Annotated in this window: 15 protein-coding genes; 1 reads left to right on the forward strand and 14 read right to left on the reverse strand. The window is 41.4% G+C overall.

Going from position 1 to position 18,319, the window contains the following annotated elements; genetic code table 11:
- Window positions 1-56: 56 nt before the first annotated feature.
- The 6 genes from L0657_RS12115 to L0657_RS12140 form a co-directional block, all read right to left on the reverse strand.
- Complete coding sequence (locus L0657_RS12115; RefSeq protein WP_235151060.1) at window positions 57-539, reverse strand: hypothetical protein; 483 nt, start codon at window positions 537-539, stop codon at window positions 57-59.
- Window positions 540-582: 43 nt separating this feature from the next.
- On the reverse strand, window positions 583-2,055 hold the full coding sequence (locus L0657_RS12120) for a SusD/RagB family nutrient-binding outer membrane lipoprotein (protein WP_235151061.1): 1,473 nt from the start codon (window positions 2,053-2,055) through the stop codon (window positions 583-585).
- Between the two features lie 39 nt (window positions 2,056-2,094).
- Window positions 2,095-5,253: a SusC/RagA family TonB-linked outer membrane protein gene (locus L0657_RS12125; protein WP_235151062.1), complete on the reverse strand. Its 3,159-nt coding sequence runs from the start codon at window positions 5,251-5,253 to the stop codon at window positions 2,095-2,097.
- Window positions 5,254-6,051: 798 nt separating this feature from the next.
- The gene (locus tag L0657_RS12130) at window positions 6,052-6,951 is read right to left on the reverse strand and encodes a carbon-nitrogen hydrolase (protein WP_235151063.1); all 900 of its coding nucleotides are present in this window, start codon (window positions 6,949-6,951) and stop codon (window positions 6,052-6,054) included.
- 41 nt (window positions 6,952-6,992) lie between these two features.
- Entirely contained in the window at window positions 6,993-7,979 is a 987-nt protein-coding gene (locus L0657_RS12135; protein WP_235151064.1) for a glycosyltransferase family 9 protein, read from the reverse strand.
- Window positions 7,980-8,464: 485 nt separating this feature from the next.
- Window positions 8,465-9,373, reverse strand: coding sequence for a lysophospholipid acyltransferase family protein (locus tag L0657_RS12140; RefSeq protein WP_235151065.1), 909 nt, complete (start codon window positions 9,371-9,373; stop codon window positions 8,465-8,467).
- 100 nt (window positions 9,374-9,473) lie between these two features.
- Between L0657_RS12140 and L0657_RS12145 the strand changes: the two genes are divergently transcribed.
- Complete coding sequence (locus tag L0657_RS12145; RefSeq protein WP_235151066.1) at window positions 9,474-9,767, forward strand: hypothetical protein; 294 nt, start codon at window positions 9,474-9,476, stop codon at window positions 9,765-9,767.
- 22 nt (window positions 9,768-9,789) lie between these two features.
- Here the strand turns inward: L0657_RS12145 and cobA are convergent, their stop codons facing one another.
- The 8 genes from cobA to L0657_RS12185 all read right to left on the reverse strand — a co-directional run bounded on the left by cobA (window position 9,790) and on the right by L0657_RS12185 (window position 18,226).
- Window positions 9,790-10,545 (reverse strand): uroporphyrinogen-III C-methyltransferase, encoded by a 756-nt coding sequence (gene cobA, locus L0657_RS12150; RefSeq protein WP_235151067.1) that lies wholly within the window; start codon window positions 10,543-10,545, stop codon window positions 9,790-9,792.
- Between the two features lie 194 nt (window positions 10,546-10,739).
- Window positions 10,740-12,962 (reverse strand): HEPN domain-containing protein, encoded by a 2,223-nt coding sequence (locus L0657_RS12155; protein WP_235151068.1) that lies wholly within the window; start codon window positions 12,960-12,962, stop codon window positions 10,740-10,742.
- 78 nt (window positions 12,963-13,040) lie between these two features.
- Entirely contained in the window at window positions 13,041-14,285 is a 1,245-nt protein-coding gene (locus tag L0657_RS12160; RefSeq protein ID WP_234644710.1) for a sulfate adenylyltransferase subunit 1, read from the reverse strand.
- 81 nt (window positions 14,286-14,366) lie between these two features.
- Window positions 14,367-15,323, reverse strand: coding sequence for a sulfate adenylyltransferase subunit CysD (gene cysD, locus L0657_RS12165; protein ID WP_159467113.1), 957 nt, complete (start codon window positions 15,321-15,323; stop codon window positions 14,367-14,369).
- Between the two features lie 60 nt (window positions 15,324-15,383).
- Window positions 15,384-16,124: a phosphoadenylyl-sulfate reductase gene (locus L0657_RS12170; protein ID WP_255717850.1), complete on the reverse strand. Its 741-nt coding sequence runs from the start codon at window positions 16,122-16,124 to the stop codon at window positions 15,384-15,386.
- A 96-nt stretch (window positions 16,125-16,220) separates the two neighbouring features.
- On the reverse strand, window positions 16,221-16,667 hold the full coding sequence (locus tag L0657_RS12175) for a type II toxin-antitoxin system VapC family toxin (RefSeq protein ID WP_235151070.1): 447 nt from the start codon (window positions 16,665-16,667) through the stop codon (window positions 16,221-16,223).
- Window positions 16,664-17,011, reverse strand: coding sequence for a UPF0175 family protein (locus L0657_RS12180; RefSeq protein ID WP_235151071.1), 348 nt, complete (start codon window positions 17,009-17,011; stop codon window positions 16,664-16,666). The genes L0657_RS12175 and L0657_RS12180 overlap by 4 nt, the downstream gene beginning before the upstream one ends.
- Window positions 17,012-17,038: 27 nt before the next feature.
- Window positions 17,039-18,226: a PLP-dependent aspartate aminotransferase family protein gene (locus L0657_RS12185; protein WP_235151072.1), complete on the reverse strand. Its 1,188-nt coding sequence runs from the start codon at window positions 18,224-18,226 to the stop codon at window positions 17,039-17,041.
- Window positions 18,227-18,319 lie beyond the last annotated feature (93 nt).

An 18,319-nucleotide genomic window follows, 5' to 3' on the forward strand; every position in this document is an offset into this window, starting at 1 on the left:
CAATGAATAAAAACAGAAATAAGTCAGCCAGGAATTTACCTGACTGACTGGTAATTTTATTGTGCCTGAACCTGCGAGAACCTTGTGAAGGTTACTCCCTTGTAGGTTCCGGTCCATGATATTCTTGCAAGTGAACCTTTAACGGGAGCAGCGATTCCTAATTCTGCCCAGGTTTTGTCCAGTGAAACTTTACCGTCTGCGCCGGAAGTTACTTCTCCTAAAACTGCTCCTGTTCGCATGGTGATCGCCACTTTTAAACCTGAAACAGGTATCGAGTCAATACCGACTGCGTTATTCAGGATGCCGCTTTTATCTAATTCTAAAATTGTCGCAGAAAGTGTCAGTTTTGTGGAGGCGGCAGGGTATCCAACAGCTGGATCTTTTTCCTGAGGATATCCGAAAGGTGCTCCGATGATGTTTACAACAACCGGCGCAACTGTGGCGTCAACCCAGGGATCTTCTTCTTTACAAGCGGTAAAAGCAGCACCGGCAAGCAAACAGATAACCAGAATTTTGATATGTTTTGTATATGAATTCATTTTCAGTTTTGTTAAGTCGATCACTTAATTTTTCCGGTTTGGATTATTCAGCCCACCAAAGTTTTGTTTTCATATCATCTTTGCCACCAAGCAAGGCAACACCACCTTCAACACTTTCTTTGTTTAGCGAATACTCGTTGGTTGAATAGGTAAACCTTGTTGGCAAAACTCCATCGTTGTTCAGTACAGCACGTGCATCAGGGGCAGGGAATTTTGGTAAACCCGTGCGGCGCCATTCTGCCCAAGCTTCGATACCCTGACCAAACAATGCTACCCACTTTTGCTCCATGATTTTCTCTTTTGTGGCAGTTCCAAGTTTATCAAGGAACGCAGCTGACGGAGTCAAGGCGTATTGTGTGAAAGAAGCATTCACAGCAGTTTTGAAATAAGCGTCTGCGTCTCCTGTGATGTCGCCATCGATTGCAGCTTCTGCAAGTATGAAGTTCAATTCAGCAAAAGTCATGATAACCTCCGGTGCGGTTGCTCTCGTAAAATAGTTTCCGATCGTTGAACTTGATGAAAGGAAAGTAGTAGCAATCGCATCTGGCAAACCGTTCGGGTGACCTTGGTAAACGCCATCTTTGTTTGGGTTACCATAAACCGTAATTCTTGTGTCACCCATTGAATTCATCTGATCAACCAATGTTTTACTCAAATTCCAGTCCGTACGACCGCCTTGGATAATGATCTGGTTCCACTCGTTGTTACTTGGCAAAACTGCTGAACAGTTCAACTGAGCGTTGTCCGCGTTTGTAGTGAAAATCGGATATGTTGTCGCGTCTCCGAGAATTTCAGCAAAAACAGCTTTTGATTCTCCCGGTTTCTTTTTTGCCTGACGGTTTGCAAGTCTCAAACGAAGTGAATTTGCGAATTTTTTCCATTTCAGCACATCACCGTTATAAACAATATCTCCTGCCACGGCAGGACCGCCTACGGTTAGCAAGGAATTTGCTGTTTTAAGATCCGCAAGCATCGCCGCGTAAACAGCTTCCTGTGAATCATACTTAGGCGTGTAAATTGGCGTAGCAGCCGTTCCTTGAATTGCTTCTGAGTAAGGAATTGGTCCGTACATATCAGTAAGCAGAGAGAAGACCCAGGTTCTCATCACCATCGCAACGCCCACATAATTTGCGTTTGGAGTTGCGCCGTCAGGAGAGGAAATTGTGATGATGCGTTGGAAGTTAACCTGTGCATCGTTGTAAAAACCTTTCCAGTTATTATTAGTTACAGCAACCGAAACCGTGTAGTCATCACCCTCGTTGGAATAAATATTACGAGTCAGATGCTGCATGTAAAGTTCAGCCGCATCGATGTTGATACGTTCAAACCGGTCTCTATGTCCCCAGTAGCGATCAATTGAAGATTCAAGGCCTGAGGTAAGAAGATACTGTGCCTTAACAAGCGTCGGATCGTTTGGATTCGAGTTCAGTTCTTCAAAATCCTTTGTACAGCTGTTCATCGAGAACATCGCAGCCGTCAGGGCAAGTACTAGTGGTTTGTATGCTATTTTTCTCATAATGAAAGTCAATTAAAAGATCCCAGATCAACAGGAAGATTAGAATGAAAAGCTTAAATTAACACCCATACTTCTTGAACTTGGAAGCTGGCCATAACCAAATCCCTGTGCGTTTCCACCTTTTGCATCGAACTCAGGATCCACATGTGGTGTGTTTTTGAAGATCATCCAAACGTTACGTCCAACCAGTGAAAGTTTAGCAGTCTGGAAGAATGTTTTCTTCAAAAGGTAAGGAGGCAGGCTGTATCCAAGTGTCAACTCACGTAGTTTCACATAACTTGCGTCAAAAATTGCAGCTTCGTGGTAGTTACGAGGATTGTTATAAGCGTAAAACTCTTTCGCAGGAATGATGATGTCATTTTTAGCGAATGTTCCGTCAGCCATTTGTTTAACACCGTCTCCGATCACGCCTTCTTCACGTCCGATCGCGGTTTCTTCATACTGACCAGTCCAGCGACCAGTTCCTGTTCCTTCGTCAAAAATATCGCCGCCCATACGCACATCAACCAGTGCTGAAACGGTTACACCTTTATAAGTAAATGTGTTAGAAACACCACCTGTCCAGTCTGGCTGAATATTGCCAAGTTTGATTGTTCCAGGTGCAACTTGTGGTAAACCGTTTGCATAAATTACTTCGCCATCTGGTGAACGTAACCAGCCTTTTCCGTAGTAAGTACCATAAGCTTCGCCTATTCTGGCTTCGGAAGTCATACCGCGTTGTGTAGCAAGCGTGTAGGTTGTAAGACCTTCGGCAAGCGCAACAACTTTGTTTTTGTTTTTAGCGAAGTTAACTGCGATATCCCATGAGAAGCCATTTGACAATTTGACCGGGTTAGCAGTCAACATAATCTCAACTCCTTTATTAGTAATCTCTCCTGCATTTAAAACGCGGGTATCATAGCCGCTCGCTTTTGAAATCTCAACCGCTAGGATCTGGTCTCTCGTACTTTGGCTGTAATAAGTCATATCAAGACCGATTTTGCCTTTAAAGAATCTCAAATCAGCTCCGAATTCCTGACCTGTTGTGATCTCAGGTTTCAAAGTAGAGTTTGCGATTTTTACAGCCTCAGCGAATTTACTTAGGCTACCGTTCCAGGAACCGTTTGCTCTGAAAGTTTGCTGTAAGGCATATGGATCAGCATCGTTACCTACCTGAGCCAAACTTGCACGAAGTTTTGCGAAACTTAGCACGTTACTTTGAACATCAAAAATATCTGTCAGTACTGCACTAAGGGAAATAGAAGGGTAGAAGTAAGAGTTGTTGTTAGAAGGCAACGTACTTGACCAGTCATTTCTTGCAGTCAAATCCATGAACAATTGATTTCTCCAACCGATCTGAGCCGCACCAAAAACACTCTGGTTTTCCGACTTGGTGATTGTACTTTCAATCGTATTCAAACTTGGGATCGAGTTAGCAGCATTGTATACTCCATCGACAACAAGCTCGCCAACCGCGAAATAGTTTCTCTTGTAATTATTGGTTCTTTTTATCGCACCTGCCTGAAGATTTAGAGAAAAGTCTTTTGTTACATCTTTGTTGAAAGTGAAAATAACGTCTGAGTTTGTTTCCTGATTACGAAGAACTTCTTCATTATACCGGCCCGGAGTTTTAACACCGTTTCTTACTCTTTCAAAGTTTGTAACATTGATACGGGTATCACTCCAAACGTCTGTTCCTGTCCGAAGCATCACGCTAAGCGAAGGAAGGATTTTATAATTGAAGGAAATGTTTCCTAATAATCTGTCTTTATCATTTCCACTTGTCAATTTTTTCTGTGAAAAATATGGGTTAGTGAAAAAGGTATGTTGCCAGTTCGGTGGATCTGTGTCACCAGGAATCTGGTTATGCGTAGAAGTATATTGTTCGTAGTTGCGAAGCTGTTTCCAGGATACGTGTCTGTGAGCCCAGATAAATTCCTGGCCAGAAGTATATCCGCGGTTGTCAGCACCTGACTTGATGTATTCAGCAGATAGCGCTACACTGAAATTCTTGGTCATGTTGTAACCAGAGTTAATTTTCATGTTGTAACGGTGGAAATCATTGTAATAAGCGATCCCACTTTGTTTTGTATGTCCCAAGCCTAAACGGAAATAACCCTGGTCGTTTCCACCTGAAACAGCAACGCTGTTTGACACTGTGCTACCTGTGTTCCAGAATTCCTCCCAGTTGTTTGGCTGCGGAGTCAACGGAGCTACGTCATTTCCTGTCCACCATTGTCTGACCAACCGGCCGTCCATCGGTGCGCCCCAGCTTTCATCCGTTCCTTCTGTTCCTGAAAGAGGAGCTGTCGGTCCGTAAGCTGCGCGGTATTGCTGAATTTCAAGAGGGTCGGTGATCGCCCCGCTCCATCCATTGTTATACCACGTTCTGTATCCGTTTCCACCACCGTAAGTATTCTGGAATTTAGGTTTGATCCATGGGCGCTCAAAGGTTACGTTAGAATTCACTTCAACGCCAATTCCTTTTGTTCCTTTACCGTTTTTCGTTGTTATCAAAATAACACCGTTGGCTGCACGTGAACCGTATAAAGCGGCTGCGTTTGGACCTTTCAAAACAGAAATCTCTTTAATGTTGTCGGGGTTAACTTCTGACATACCCCCACCGTACTGGTTTGTCTGTGAGGTAGCTGATGCCTGTTGCATCGGTACACCATCAATAACAATAAGTGGCTGGTTGTTACCAGAAATAGAACCAGCGCCACGGATCTGGATGGTAGAACCACTACCAGGTCCGCCGTTTGACTGAATTCTCACACCGGCAATCTTACCGGAGAGTGCGTTAGCAACGTTCGTTGAACGCGATTCAGTAAGTGCTGAACCTTTCACCTCCTGAACCGTATATCCTAATGCCTTTCTTTCACGCTCGATACCAAAAGCTGTAACCACAACTTCTGCCAATTGACGCGTATCAGCATCTAATTTGATGTCAAAAACAGATTGATTCCCAACTGGAATCTCTTTAATTAAAAAACCAACATAAGAAACAACCAAAACGCCGTCACCAGGAATAGAAAATGAGAATTTTCCGTCAGCATCGGCATTTGTACCCGTATTTGTGCCTTTGTAAATAATAGAAGCGCCAGCCAGTCCCAGACCATCATCGGCCGCAGTTACCTTTCCGCTAATTTCACGCGTTTGTGCATTGACAAGCGGAGAAAGCAGACAGGCCCATAAGAACAATAGTAAAGTTTTACGCATGGGAATCCGGTTAAATTAATTAGGTGAGTACTATTAGTAGAGTCGGTAAAAAAAAGTTATGGCTGTGGTGTCCACGTTTCTGTGCGCCGCACACACTTTCGCATGGACAGAACAGCACAGCCATAAGCTTACAAAACTGCTTTTCCGGAAAGCAATACCCTCTTAATCGAGGACAAACAGTGGAATCTTTCTGAAATCTGGCAACCAGGTCCAGGTTTTGATAAAAATGTTTGTCCACGCTGACAGGCAATTCATTGTTAATATTTTCTGTAAAAAGGCAGAACTTCTTTGCTGCCGTCCACTCGGGATCAAACAGGTTTAGAGGGTCGTGTTCCCCTTCTTACATTTAGATATATTCAGTGCGGCTGGAACATATCTGACAGTTAAGAAGTTTAGTCATTCGTTTAATGACATTTCAAATATACTGACAAAGCGTACAAATGCAAGAGAAATTATTTAAAAATTGAATTTTATTGCAATAATAATTGGTTGATGTGGTCAATGAACGAATATTATTGCACTTTACTAATATTAAATTAAAATTATCTTACTTTGATCCAATCTATAAGCTTAATAGAGTTCGACTTAGAACAAGTAACCCTTATTTAACAAGTTTCAAATTTACCTATATACGCATATATTTATGTATAAACTCGAAAATCAAGTTCAAATTTCGTTAATTTATTTTGTATTTTTTGCAAAAATGAATAAAACAAGTTTTCAGCTAGCTGGAAACGACAAAAGGATTGCCTATGGCAATCCTTTTGTGATTATCGGAATAATTATATTTGAGGTAACTTATTTTCCGTCAATATAGCGACTTAGGATTGGTTTATAAGAATCCACGCGTCTATCGCGGAAGAATGGCCAGGTGGTTCTGTAATGATCCAGTTTTTGCAGATCGATTTCTTCAACATGAACAGTTTCTTCTATGTGCGGAGCCAGATATAACAAACGTCCATGCGGGTTAGCGATAAAGGAGCCGCCCCAAAATTGTTGATCAGCTTCCCGGCCAACGCGATTAACCGAAACAACATAAACGCCATTAGCAACTGCGTGGCTTCGCTGGATTGTTTGCCATGCGCCATATTGTTCGTCGTTGATAACCGGGTCCGTTTCATTTGTATCCCAGCCAATGGCTGTTGGGTAAAACAAAATTTCAGCTCCCATCAAACTCGTGATACGCGCTGCCTCCGGGTACCATTGATCCCAGCAAATCAAAACACCTATTTTAGCGAATTTTGTATCGAAAGTCCGGTATCCGTTAGTATCAGATTCTTCCTGCGACGCATCACCGGGAGTGAAATAAAACTTCTCATAGTATCCGGGATCATCCGGAATATGCATTTTACGGTATTTTCCTAAATATGAGCCGTCCGCGTCAAGAACTGCTGTGGTGTTATGATATAAACCGTGTGCACGTTTTTCAAATAACGAAGCAATGATGACGACACCCAATTCTTTGGCAAGACTGCTTAATGATTCCGTGGAAGGACCAGGTATCGCTTCTGCCAGTTCAAAGTTTTTATGGTCTTCAACGTCGCAAAAATATAATGATTTAAAAAGCTCCTGCAAACAAACAATTTGTGCTCCTTTGGCAGCCGCTTCTCTTATTTTAGACTTAGCTTTTTCGAAATTATCTTCTACATCCGCAGAACAGCTCATCTGAACGATTCCGATATTTACTTTTTTGTTCATTCCGGTTGTTTATATTGATTGAGTAATCGGATTTAAAAACATTATTTACTGAATGGAAGTTCTTTGATATCAAAATCGAAGGAAAGCTTGTTCATGCAGTTAAAATGTTTTTTAGGACATTCTTTATAACCGATCTTAGAGCAGGGACGGCATTCGAGATCATTATTTTCTATTACTTCAAAAGCCGTTTTATAAGGATACATGCCAAAAGCAGGAACCGTATTGCCCCAGATCGAATAAACTTTCTTTTTGAAAGCTGCGGCCACATGCATCAGTCCGGTATCGTGGGTAAAGACGATAAATGACTGTTCTATCAGCGATGCGGATTGATTGAAATTATATTTTCCACATCCGTTAAAAATCAATCTGTCGCCAATTGCCTTTCGGATTTCTTCTCCTGCTTCGAAATCTTCTTTTCCACCTAGTAAAATGATCGGGAAATTGATTTTCCTGCAAAGTTCGATCATTTTGTGAACGGGAAGTTTTTTAGTTGTATGCTGTCCTCCGATAGCATAAGCGACAAATTCTCTCTTATGCGTTTCAGGAATCCAGTCTCTTTCTACTTTGTCTTTATATGGAATAAAATAATCCAGACCAAGGTCATCATTTTTGACGTCCAAGGGTAAAACCGTATCCAGATACCTGTCCACGATATGGATATCCGGCAGGTAATTAATCTTGAACTGGGTTTGCAGCCACTTCTGCGCATTTAATTTTTTAAAAGAAAAGGATCGCTTGAAAAGTGCCAGCTTGATATGCAGTGTGCGTAAATTGGTATGCAGATCGATAATGTAATTATAGTTTTCAGCACGCAATTCTTTGATCATTTTATTCACACTCCCATCCAGCAGCCAGATTTTATCCACGTTAGGATTATTTTCCAGCAGAAAACCGAATTTACTTTTAGTAAAGTAATGTATTTCTGCATCCGGATATTGCTGTTTCAGACAACGTATAACGGGAGTAGTCAGGACGATATCGCCGATCGAGGAAAAGCGGAGGATTAAAAACTTGACAGGTTTATTCACGATTTATCTTTTACTTCCAATGTTTGATCCCGGTGCAATACTTGCGGCCGTTTGTGTTTCCAACGTTTGTGGCTCCATAACAATTATCGGGCTGCGGGATAATATAGTTTTTGCGTTTTGGTAATCAATTTAAAATAAAATTTATAAAATACCCGTTTAAAATTATTTCTTAATACACCCATATACAAGACTGACGCATTAAGTTTTCTGGGGATAAGCTTAACTCTGCCAAAACGCCAGTGTGCCGGTTTAGAAAAGTGGTCCGGTAAGCGCGTTGTTGCGCAGACGACTAGTCATTGATAAGGATGAAGAGAAATGGTTTTTTACGAGGATGTAATGGACGCTGGAAAACCTCTTCCATAGCCGTAATTTCTGTACCAAACTGAGTCCGGACATCTTTAACCAGTTGTCAAATGGCTCGTTGGCTAGCATGTAATAATAACAATTATCTGATAATGAAAACTTTACAGCGGCAAATAAAATTGTCAGGGTACCAAATTTAGTAATTGTTCAGGTTTCAGGCTTTCAGGTTTACAATGTTTCCATCGCCTATGGCTCCAAAGCCAGTTGTGCGGCTGGAGACGGATATCCTGCTCCAATATCTGAATCTGCTTTTCCAAAATTCCGTTGACCGGAACCTCCTTAGGCGTCTCAGTTATTGTTGTTATGTCAACATGATAATAACCCCGTTTGTTCTCCACTTTGCTGAATTCTGCATATAATACCGTAAGGTTCAGTTTTCGTGCTATGGCTTCCACGCCGCGAAAAACAGCGGTATCCTGATGAAGGAATTTTGTCCAGAAAGCTGTCTTTGGATTGGCGGACTGATCATTCGCCAAAACGACAAAAAACGGTTTGGTTCTTGGTGTCAGCAGCTCCTTAAATATTTTGTCCATCGGAACCAATTTTGCTCCAAAACGTGTCCGGTAATCCAGAAACCATTTATCAAATTCTTTATTTTGTAGCGGGCGATATACAACAATGCATTCGTGAGAAAATTCAAGAGAAGAAAATAAATTGGCAAGTTCCCAGTTTCCACGATGGCCCATAAGGAAAATGGCACTTTTGTTTTGCTCGTATAAATTATTGACGATAGTAAGATCGCCTTGCAGGCGCTCGCGGATGATCTCAGGAGAAGCGGTCCTGAATTTTAAGGTTTCTAAAATAAGGTCTGTGAAATGGATATAAAAGTTGCGTGAAATAACTCCAATTTCTTCCTCTGATTTTTCAGGGAAACTATTCCGTAAATTTTCAAAAATTACCTTTTTTCGATAACCAACTATATCAAATAGCATCCAGCTGAGGGCAGTAGATACTCGGAATATATTTTTCCAGGAAAGGCCGGCAGTGGAATTCAGAAAGAAAATTGAAATTTTTGCAACTAGTTTATTCATATATAATTTTTTGCAATATTACATATAACGTATGTGTATTAAAAATTAGCATTTGTTTTTAAAATTAGCTAGCTTCACTAGACCAATCAAAAGCGTATCTGTGTTAGAAAGCTTATTTGACATAAAAAATGATCGGCGCCTGAGCGTATACCTCTATCGAATGGGATTCGGTATGTGGCTGATGTATCTGGCACTTGGCGCGCCTGCACTGCATGCTTATAAACACTACCGCCTGGATTGTGGTGTTTTTTCAGTGGTTTTAATGGTGGTAGGATTCTCTGCTTCGATGGTATTTGATTATGTTCATCACCGCGAAGCTTACGAGTACAAGAAGAAATGGCTGTTTGTTAGTTATCTTGTATTGGCTGGAATTGTTTATTTCTTTATCCTTTAAAGGAATCCGGAGAGCAGATTAATTATGAAATCTGTTTGCTGATCACTTCTTCAATTTTCTGGAATGTCAACCCTGGGAGCGCGGCGACTTTTCCGATAACAATCACAGCAGGAGATTTTATTTCGGCTTCTTTGGCAAGTGATAAGATATTTCCAATCGTTCCTAAAACGATTTTTTGTTCCGGCAACGATCCGTTTTGAATAATGGCAATCGGCTCATCGAATTTATCCAGATCAGCATAAATCGTAATAATTTCTTCCAGTTTGTGCGTGCCCATCAGGATCACAACCGTTGCCGAAGAGCGTGCTGCCCAGGGAAGATCTGCGGATAATTCATGCGATTTTGTGGTTCCGGTAACAACCCAAAAACTTTCACTAACACCGCGGGAAGTCAACGGAATGCCTGCCAGAGCCGGAACTGCATAAGTACTGGAAATACCTGGAATAACTTCCGATTCAATACCGTGTTGGGCAGCATATTCAATTTCCTCATAACCACGACCGAAAATAAAAGAATCACCGCCTTTCAAACGGATAACTTCACCATATTCACTGGCAGAGGCAACAATCAGTTTGTTAATTTCATCCTGTCCGCAGCTTACTTTTCCAAAACGTTTTCCAACATGAATTTTCAAACAATCTTCCGGACAATAATCTAAAATTGAAGGATGCACAAGCGCATCAAAAAGCACAACCTTTGCGGTTTGTAATGCTTTAATTCCTTTCAAAGTGATCAAGTCAGGATCGCCGGGACCGGCACCGATTAATGTAAGTTTCATAGGGAATGGCTGTTGGCTTTCGGCGATCAGCTGTCGGTTGGTTACTTTATACGAATCCTTGAATCATAAGGAAGACGATGCTTGGGAGAAAATTAGATTAGTGAGAGAAGTCAATTTTAAATTTAACTACTCTCACTAATCCAAATGTTGGCTACCAATTGATAGCCGACTGCCGAAAGCCGACAGCCACAATATTATGAATCTTTTCCAAACGAAAGTTCCTGCAAAACAGGCTCGCCAGTTTCCATCAATTGAGCTCCACGTGTATTACGAACGAAGTTTAAAAAGTCTTCTGCCGTATTTACAAAATAGGTAGCAAACGCTTCAGTTGGTTCGAATTTGTTGATACTGAAAGCAAGAGAACGGAAAGGCGTTTCTTCTGAATCCGGAAGAACATATTCAGCCGGAATATTGTATTTAAATTCTTTTCCGAAGTTACTTTCGAAGTCATTGATGATACCGTACTGTGTGTTTGTACTCACATCTTTGGTCATCAACAATCCTTTCGCACCTGTGATCAAAACGTTATAAGCATGATAAATCGCATCAGCCCAGATTTTCGATTCAAAGTTTTCTTTGGCAAGGTTTAATTTTTCCTGTCCTTCTGTAATTGTTGTTGCTACTAAATCGACCAAAACACTGGCACATTCACCAACACCAATTTCAGTTTTGAACATTTCATCATGATCCCAGTCGCGGTAATCGTCTTCCTGAATCGTAGAAAGATCAGCGATTGGTTTCAATAACTGGAAGAAATAATTTTTAGTCTGACGTGTGTAATACTGGTTAAAGTATTCTCCGTCATATGCGTTTGATTCGTAATCGTTGAAGATCGTACGAAGTGCTTCCGGTCCGCGTTTCGCTGGAACTTTAATCACCTTATCGCCAATCAAACCAATGCCGTCTCCGGAAAATCCACCGCCTAACAAAACCTGCAAAGCTGGCAAAACCAGTTTTCCATTTTTTATTGAACTTCCGTGGAAACCAATATTAGAAGCGTTATGCTGACCGCAGCCATTCATACAGCCACTGATTTTGATCTTGATATCCTGGTTGTAAATCATTTCAGGAAATTCTTCCTTCATGACATCCTCCAAAACACGGGTAATTCCGTAACTGCTCGTGATAGCAAGATTACAAGTATCTGTGCCTGGGCAAGTTGTAATGTCCATAGTACTGTCAAAACCAGGATTAACTAATCCCAATTTCGAAAGTTCGTTGTATATCGCTACAAGGTCTTCACCTTTAATAAATCGAAGAATATATCCCTGGTTAACCGTTACACGAATATCATCAGCTGCGTATTGACGAACGATATCAGCCAATGAACGTGCTGTATCTGAGCTCATATCACCCAGCAAAACACGTAACTGAACGGCGTACCAACCTTTTTGTTTTTGTTCAAAAGTGTTGGTTTTTAACCATTTCGTGAATTCAGTAATATCTGAAATACTTTCAGAAGCAATTTTCAAAATTTCTTCTTCGCTCAAAGATGGGCGAGGAGCGTGGTTGATTGATTCCGCTTCGTTGGTACCGAACAAATCGTCCGGAATCTGGAAAATTTTGTTTTTAACGGCGGTGCGTTCTTCCTCCACTTTCGCCATCATTCCTTCCAGACCAAGATCGTTCAAAAGGAACTTCATGCGCGCTTTATGGCGACGAACACGTTCTCCGTAACGGTCAAAAACACGAAGCAAAGCTTCTATAAAAGGAATAACATCTTTTTCTTCAAGGAATTCAAAAGCAGTTTGCGCCGAGAAAGGTTGTGCCCCCAAACCGCCACCGATCAAAACTTTGAAACCTTTAACAGATTCACCCGCTGCGTTTGTTCCCATTTTGGCGATAAGGCCAACATCGTGAATAAACGCTAAGGCAGAATCTTTTTCAGACGAAGAAACCGCTATTTTGAATTTCCTTCCCATATCCTGATTGATAGGATTACGAAGGAAATAGGTAAAAATCGAATGTGTTATTGGTGTAACATCAAAAGGTTCTTCCGGGTCAATACCTGCCACCGACGAAGCCGTCACGTTACGGATTGTATTACCACACGCTTCTTTTAAAGTAATTCCGGCATCTTCCAGATCTGCCCATAATTGTGGAGAATCTGAAAGTTTTACAAAGTGCAGCTGAATATCCTGACGGGTAGTTGCATGCAAATTTCCAGTCGCAAATTTGTCGGAAGTATCTGCAATGCGAACAAGCTGATCTGCCGTGATACGTCCATAAGGCAGCTTGATACGGATCATCTGAACGCCTGGCTGGCGCTGACCGTACACACCGCGCGTCAGACGAAACTTACGAAAAGCTTCTTCCGGCGTTTCACCCGTGTTAAATGCGTTGATCTTGTTGTGTAAATCAACAATATCACGTTTTGCTACGGATGATACTTTGTCTGAAATTACTAAATTATTCATGGTGATGTATTCTTATAACCTATCGGAATAGTATATTAACTTTATATCGGGAAAAAAGGTGCGGCTGAACCACGCCTTTTATTCAACCATACAAGCGCCAACGGTCACGTTCGACGTTTCATCAATCAGAATAGCGGCGCCATTTGCTCTGTTTTGCTGATATGGGTCGTAAGCGATCGGTTGCGCTGTTCTTAAAATAATTCTTGCGACATCGTTTAATTTCAAACTTTCAACCTCATCCAGTTTTTCGTATGAATTGATATCGATCTGATATTCTATACTTCTAACAGAACATTTTGTTCTTGCAGTTCCGTGCTGAAGAAGATATTTGTCGCCGGCTTTCAATGTTTTGCGGTCGTCCATCCAGCAAACTAATGCTTCGATATCCTGACTTACGATTGGTGAATTATCAACAGACACGATCATATCGCCACGACTGATATCCACATCGTCTTCCAGAAGAATGGTAACCGATTCAAAAACGCCAGCTTCGATTATTTCCTGTCCACCGAATTCAATTCTTGCAATTTTCGATTCTGTGCCGGAAGGCAAAATTTTAACAGCTTCGCCTTTTCTCAACGAGCCGCTCTGTAAACGACCTGCATAACCACGGTAATCATGCAATTCCTCAGTCTGAGGGCGGATTACATACTGAACCGAGAAACGTCCGTCTGTTGTGTTTTTGTCTTTTAAAACATTAACGGTTTCAAGAACTGACAACAAAGTTTCGCCAGTATACCAGGGCATGTTTTTAGATCTGTCAACGATATTATCTCCGTTTAACGCGCTAACCGGGATGATTGTCAGATCTTTGATATTCAGTTTCTGGGCAAGATCCTGGTATGTTTTTGCAATTTCCAAAAACGCATCTTCTGAATTTCCAACCAAATCCATTTTGTTAATCGCCACAACCACGTGAGGAATTCCCAACATGGAAGCTATCAGCGAGTGACGACGAGTTTGTTCAGCAACACCATGACGCGCATCAACCAGGATAATCGCAAGATCTGCATTCGAAGCACCAGTAACCATATTACGGGTATACTGAATATGTCCCGGCGCATCGATCGAAATAAATTTACGGTTTGGCGTCTGGAAATATTTGTAAGCTACATCGATCGTAATCCCTTGTTCGCGTTCAGAACGAAGTCCGTCCGTTAAAAGAGCCAAATCAATTTCACCATCATTACGGCTTTTGCTGGCGCGTTCGATGGCTTCCATCTGATCTGCCAGAATATTTTTAGTATCAAAAAGCAAACGCCCGATCAACGTACTTTTACCATCGTCTACGGAACCTGCTGTTATAAATCTTAGTAAATCCATTTTTTTTAGTTAAGAGTTTTTGAGTTAATAGTTTATGAGTTGTTCGATTTTGAACTCATTGACTTTAAACTTAAAACTCAATCAAAAATATCCTCCTTTTTTACGGTCTTCCATCGCAGCTTCTGTTTGCTGATCGTCGATGCGGGTTTCGCCTCGTTCGCTGATTCTGGAAACTGTGATTTCTGCAATTACTTCTTCCAAGGTCGCAGCGCTTGATTCTACGGCAGCTGTACAAGTCATATCGCCAACGGTACGGAAACGAACTTGTCTGGTTACAATCTGATCTTCCGGATCTTTTTCGATTACCGGCGTATTGTATAACAAACGTCCGTCGCGCAGGATACACTCACGTTCGTGAGCGAAATAAATGCTTGGAAGCGTAATGCCTTCTCTTTGAAGATATGCCCAAACGTCCAATTCAGTCCAGTTAGAAATCGGGAAAACACGTACGTTTTCGCCTTTATGAATACGTCCGTTAAATAGATTCCAAAGTTCAGGTCTCTGACGTTTTGGATCCCACTGACCGAATTCGTCGCGGAAAGAGAAAATACGTTCTTTTGCACGCGCTTTTTCTTCATCACGACGTGCGCCACCGATGCAGGCGTCAAATCCGAATTCTTCAATCGTGTCTAGTAAAGTAAAAGTCTGCAACCAGTTACGGCTCGCGTTTTTACCAGTCGGTTCTTTCAGATTTTTCGCTTTGATGGTATCTTCCACATAACGAACAATCAGTTTAGAACCTGTTTTTTCAGCAAGCATATCACGGTAATCCGTAGCTTCCACGAAGTTATGGCCCGTATCAATATGAACTAGCGGAAATGGGATTTTACCCGGAGCAAAAGCTTTTTGAGCAAGACGAACCAGGGTGATAGAATCTTTTCCACCTGAAAATAGTAACGCCGGACGTTCAAACTGACCAGCCACTTCACGCATAATGTAAATCGCCTCTGCCTCTAGCTGATCCAGGTAGTCCGGTTTTCTACGGTCAATATTTCCCTGGTCGCTAAGATCCGACGCCTCTTTTACTGAAATTGACATACTTACTTCATTAGACATTTAATACTTCTTCTTTATTTACGTAGCATTGGGATGCTTTTATTACTTCGCGTGCAAACCACATTCTTTCTTCGACTCATCTTCCCACCACCAACGGCCGGCGCGGAAATCTTCGCCTTCCTGGATGGCGCGGGTACAAGGTGCACAACCGATACTTACAAAACCTTTGTCGTGCAAAGGATTGTATGGAATACCATTGGATTTTACATAGGTTTTTACTTCCTCAAAACTCCAGTCCAGAATCGGGTGGAATTTGATCAGATCATGAGCCTCATCAATTTCCAGCTTATGCATAGACTGACGATTTCCCGACTGCTCTGCCCGGATACCAGTAACCCAAATTTTTGCTCCTTTCAAAGCTCTGTTCAAAGGCTCAACTTTACGGATAAAGCAGCATTCTTTACGGTTTTCAACAGAATCGTAAAAACTCAAAGGGCCTTTTGTACTTAGCAAAGCTTCCGCAGAATCCGTTTGCGGATAGTATGCTTTTATTTTGGTGTCGTAACGGTTGTTTGTTTTTTGAAGCGTCATGTACGTTTCGGTAAACATTCTTCCGGTATCCAAAGTAAAAATGCTGATATCCAGATTGTTCTTTAAAATAAAATCTGTAATAACCTGATCTTCATAACCCAGGCTGGTAGAAAATACGACCTGACCCGGAAAAAGATCTGCCAGAATTGTCAGCGATTCGATTTCGCTTTTGCCTTCAAGGGCGGCGGTTAATGCGTCTATGTTTGTGTTCATGGTGTTTCGCCTTGTATTGCTTCTCGTATTGTTACACAGAGAAAATTGGAGTTAAAAGGAGGGGCACAGAGTTTTTTCATTATAATCTCTGCGAGTCTCTTTATTTCTTTGTGGAACTCTGTGTAACCTATTTTTTTATTTTATTTCAAAATATGCAACTTCCAAAAAGTGCGTGTGCAAATGTTGAAAATCTTTATCTGTTGTTATCAATGTTGCATTTAAAACACTGGCCGTCGCTGCAATCCATAAATCGTTTTTGCCCATATTTCTTGAAGAACCTGTAAGTGGTTTTTCTTCAAGTCTTCCCTGGCTGAAAGCGTCTATTTCTGCGTAAGAAGTTATGATTTCCTCTGATATGAAATCGATTATTGTAAATTCTTTTGCGAATATTTCCAGCTCTCGCCTTTTGTTAAATCCCCATTTATTTTGAACAGCAAGCGATCTTAATTCTCCTATTACGACTGCTGGAATATATACATCCGAATCTGTTTCAAATATTCCAAGCTGCAATTCAATTAGATCCCAGATTGAATGTTTTCTCAAATATGCCAGGATGACATTAGTGTCCAGGACATATCTCATTTTGTCAATTGCGAAAGAAGAACTTCAAGTGGCTCCTGAATATCAATTGCATCTCTCAGAGCTTCAAGCCTTTCTTTATTTAAACCTTTGTACCCCTGTTTATTTTTCAGTTTTTCAATTCGATCTTCAAATGACAAACTTTTATCCGCCGGATTACTGATCATAGATTTCAAAGGATCATCATCGGAAAGTGTACTATAAACAAATTCGTTCATCGTAACACCCGCCAAATCGCTCGCCTGTTTTGCGGAGAGCGCTCCTTGCTGATATAGTTGGCCTGCAATAGAAAGCAATACCTTCTCCTTCTCGAAATCTTCCGGCAAATTGATGGTTAGCGTTTTCATTGTACGACCAATTTAATCTATTGATTTTTACTCTAATATATCACTTTTGACCGATACTTCCACTGCATTTGTGAAATCCTCAATCAGGTCTTCGATATCTTCCAGGCCAACTGAAATACGAATTAGGCCTTCTGTGATGCCTAATGCCAGTTTTTCATCTGCTTTCAGTTTCGCATGTGTCGTGGTGAACGGATTGGTAACAATCGTTCTCGTATCTCCCAAATTTGAAGACAGAGAAGCAATTTCCAGTGCATCCATAAATGCAGAAACACGCTCAAAACCACCTTCTAATTCGATCGTAACAATGGCACCGCCCGCTTTCATCTGCGCTTTGGCAAGTTCATGCTGTGGGTGAGAAGCTAAAAACGGATATTTAACCAATTTCACGTCCGGATGTTTTTCCAGCGCCGTTGCCAAAGTCAAGGCGTTTGAGCAATGTTTTTCCATTCTCAATTCTAAGGTTTCAAGGCTCTTGCTTAATACCCATGCATTAAACGGAGCCATTGACGGTCCGGTGTGGCGGCAGAAAAAGCGTATATGTTTGATATATTCTTCTTTTCCAACAACAATTCCACCCAAAACGCGTCCTTGTCCATCCATGTATTTTGTCGCTGAATGTACAACCAGATCCGCTCCGAAATCTACCGGATTTTGCAGTGCAGGAGACGCAAAACAGTTATCGACGTTATAAATCAGATTATGTTTTTTACAAAGTCTGCCGATCATTTCAAGATCTACAAGATCCAGACCTGGATTTGAAGGCGTTTCAAGGTAAACCATGCGTGTGTTTGGTGTTACCGCCGCTTCCCAATCAGCCTCACTTGCGTCAGCGTCAAGGTAGGTATAGGTAATACCCCATTTGCTGATAATTTGTGTAATGATCTGATGCGCAGAGCCAAACAAAGCCCGGCTTGCCAGAATGTGGTCACCGCTTTTCAGCAATGCAGCCATACTTGCAAACACCGCAGCCATACCCGTAGCAGTAGCCACGCCATCTTCACAATCTTCAAGAACACAAACTTTGTCTATAAATTCCTGAACTGAAGGGTTAGAAAAGCGGCTATAAATATTGCCTTCTTCCGTTTCTTCAAACAATGCTTTCCCTTGTTCAGCACTTTCAAAAGTGAAACTGCTGGTCAAAAACAAAGGCGTTGAATGTTCACGATATTGTGTTTTTTTCGTCTGGGTACGTATTGCTCTGGTCTGCTTTTTCATAGGTTACTGGTGTAGCTGTTGGCTATTAGCTGTTAGCCCGTAATTAATATTTCTAACTTTGTGAGACGTATGTCTTTTTTTCTTTTTCGATTC

The organism is Dyadobacter sp. CY345 (assembly GCF_021502725.1).
GTDB lineage: Bacteria > Bacteroidota > Bacteroidia > Cytophagales > Spirosomataceae > Dyadobacter.

What these genes read in the sequence shown, in the direction of transcription:
- L0657_RS12155 (WP_235151068.1), bottom strand. Translation starts at nt 12,962, where the DNA reads ATGAATAATTTAGTAATTTCAGACAAAGTATCATCCGTAGCAAAACGT.
- cysD (WP_159467113.1), bottom strand. Translation starts at nt 15,323, where the DNA reads ATGTCAATTTCAGTAAAAGAGGCGTCGGATCTTAGCGACCAGGGAAAT.
- L0657_RS12115 (WP_235151060.1), bottom strand. Translation starts at nt 539, where the DNA reads ATGAATTCATATACAAAACATATCAAAATTCTGGTTATCTGTTTGCTT.
- L0657_RS12130 (WP_235151063.1), bottom strand. Translation starts at nt 6,951, where the DNA reads ATGAACAAAAAAGTAAATATCGGAATCGTTCAGATGAGCTGTTCTGCG.
- L0657_RS12160 (WP_234644710.1), bottom strand. Translation starts at nt 14,285, where the DNA reads ATGGATTTACTAAGATTTATAACAGCAGGTTCCGTAGACGATGGTAAA.
- cobA (WP_235151067.1), bottom strand. Translation starts at nt 10,545, where the DNA reads ATGAAACTTACATTAATCGGTGCCGGTCCCGGCGATCCTGACTTGATC.
- L0657_RS12140 (WP_235151065.1), bottom strand. Translation starts at nt 9,373, where the DNA reads ATGAATAAACTAGTTGCAAAAATTTCAATTTTCTTTCTGAATTCCACT.
- L0657_RS12125 (WP_235151062.1), bottom strand. Translation starts at nt 5,253, where the DNA reads ATGCGTAAAACTTTACTATTGTTCTTATGGGCCTGTCTGCTTTCTCCG.
- L0657_RS12120 (WP_235151061.1), bottom strand. Translation starts at nt 2,055, where the DNA reads ATGAGAAAAATAGCATACAAACCACTAGTACTTGCCCTGACGGCTGCG.
- L0657_RS12185 (WP_235151072.1), bottom strand. Translation starts at nt 18,226, where the DNA reads ATGAAAAAGCAGACCAGAGCAATACGTACCCAGACGAAAAAAACACAA.
- L0657_RS12180 (WP_235151071.1), bottom strand. Translation starts at nt 17,011, where the DNA reads ATGAAAACGCTAACCATCAATTTGCCGGAAGATTTCGAGAAGGAGAAG.
- L0657_RS12175 (WP_235151070.1), bottom strand. Translation starts at nt 16,667, where the DNA reads ATGAGATATGTCCTGGACACTAATGTCATCCTGGCATATTTGAGAAAA.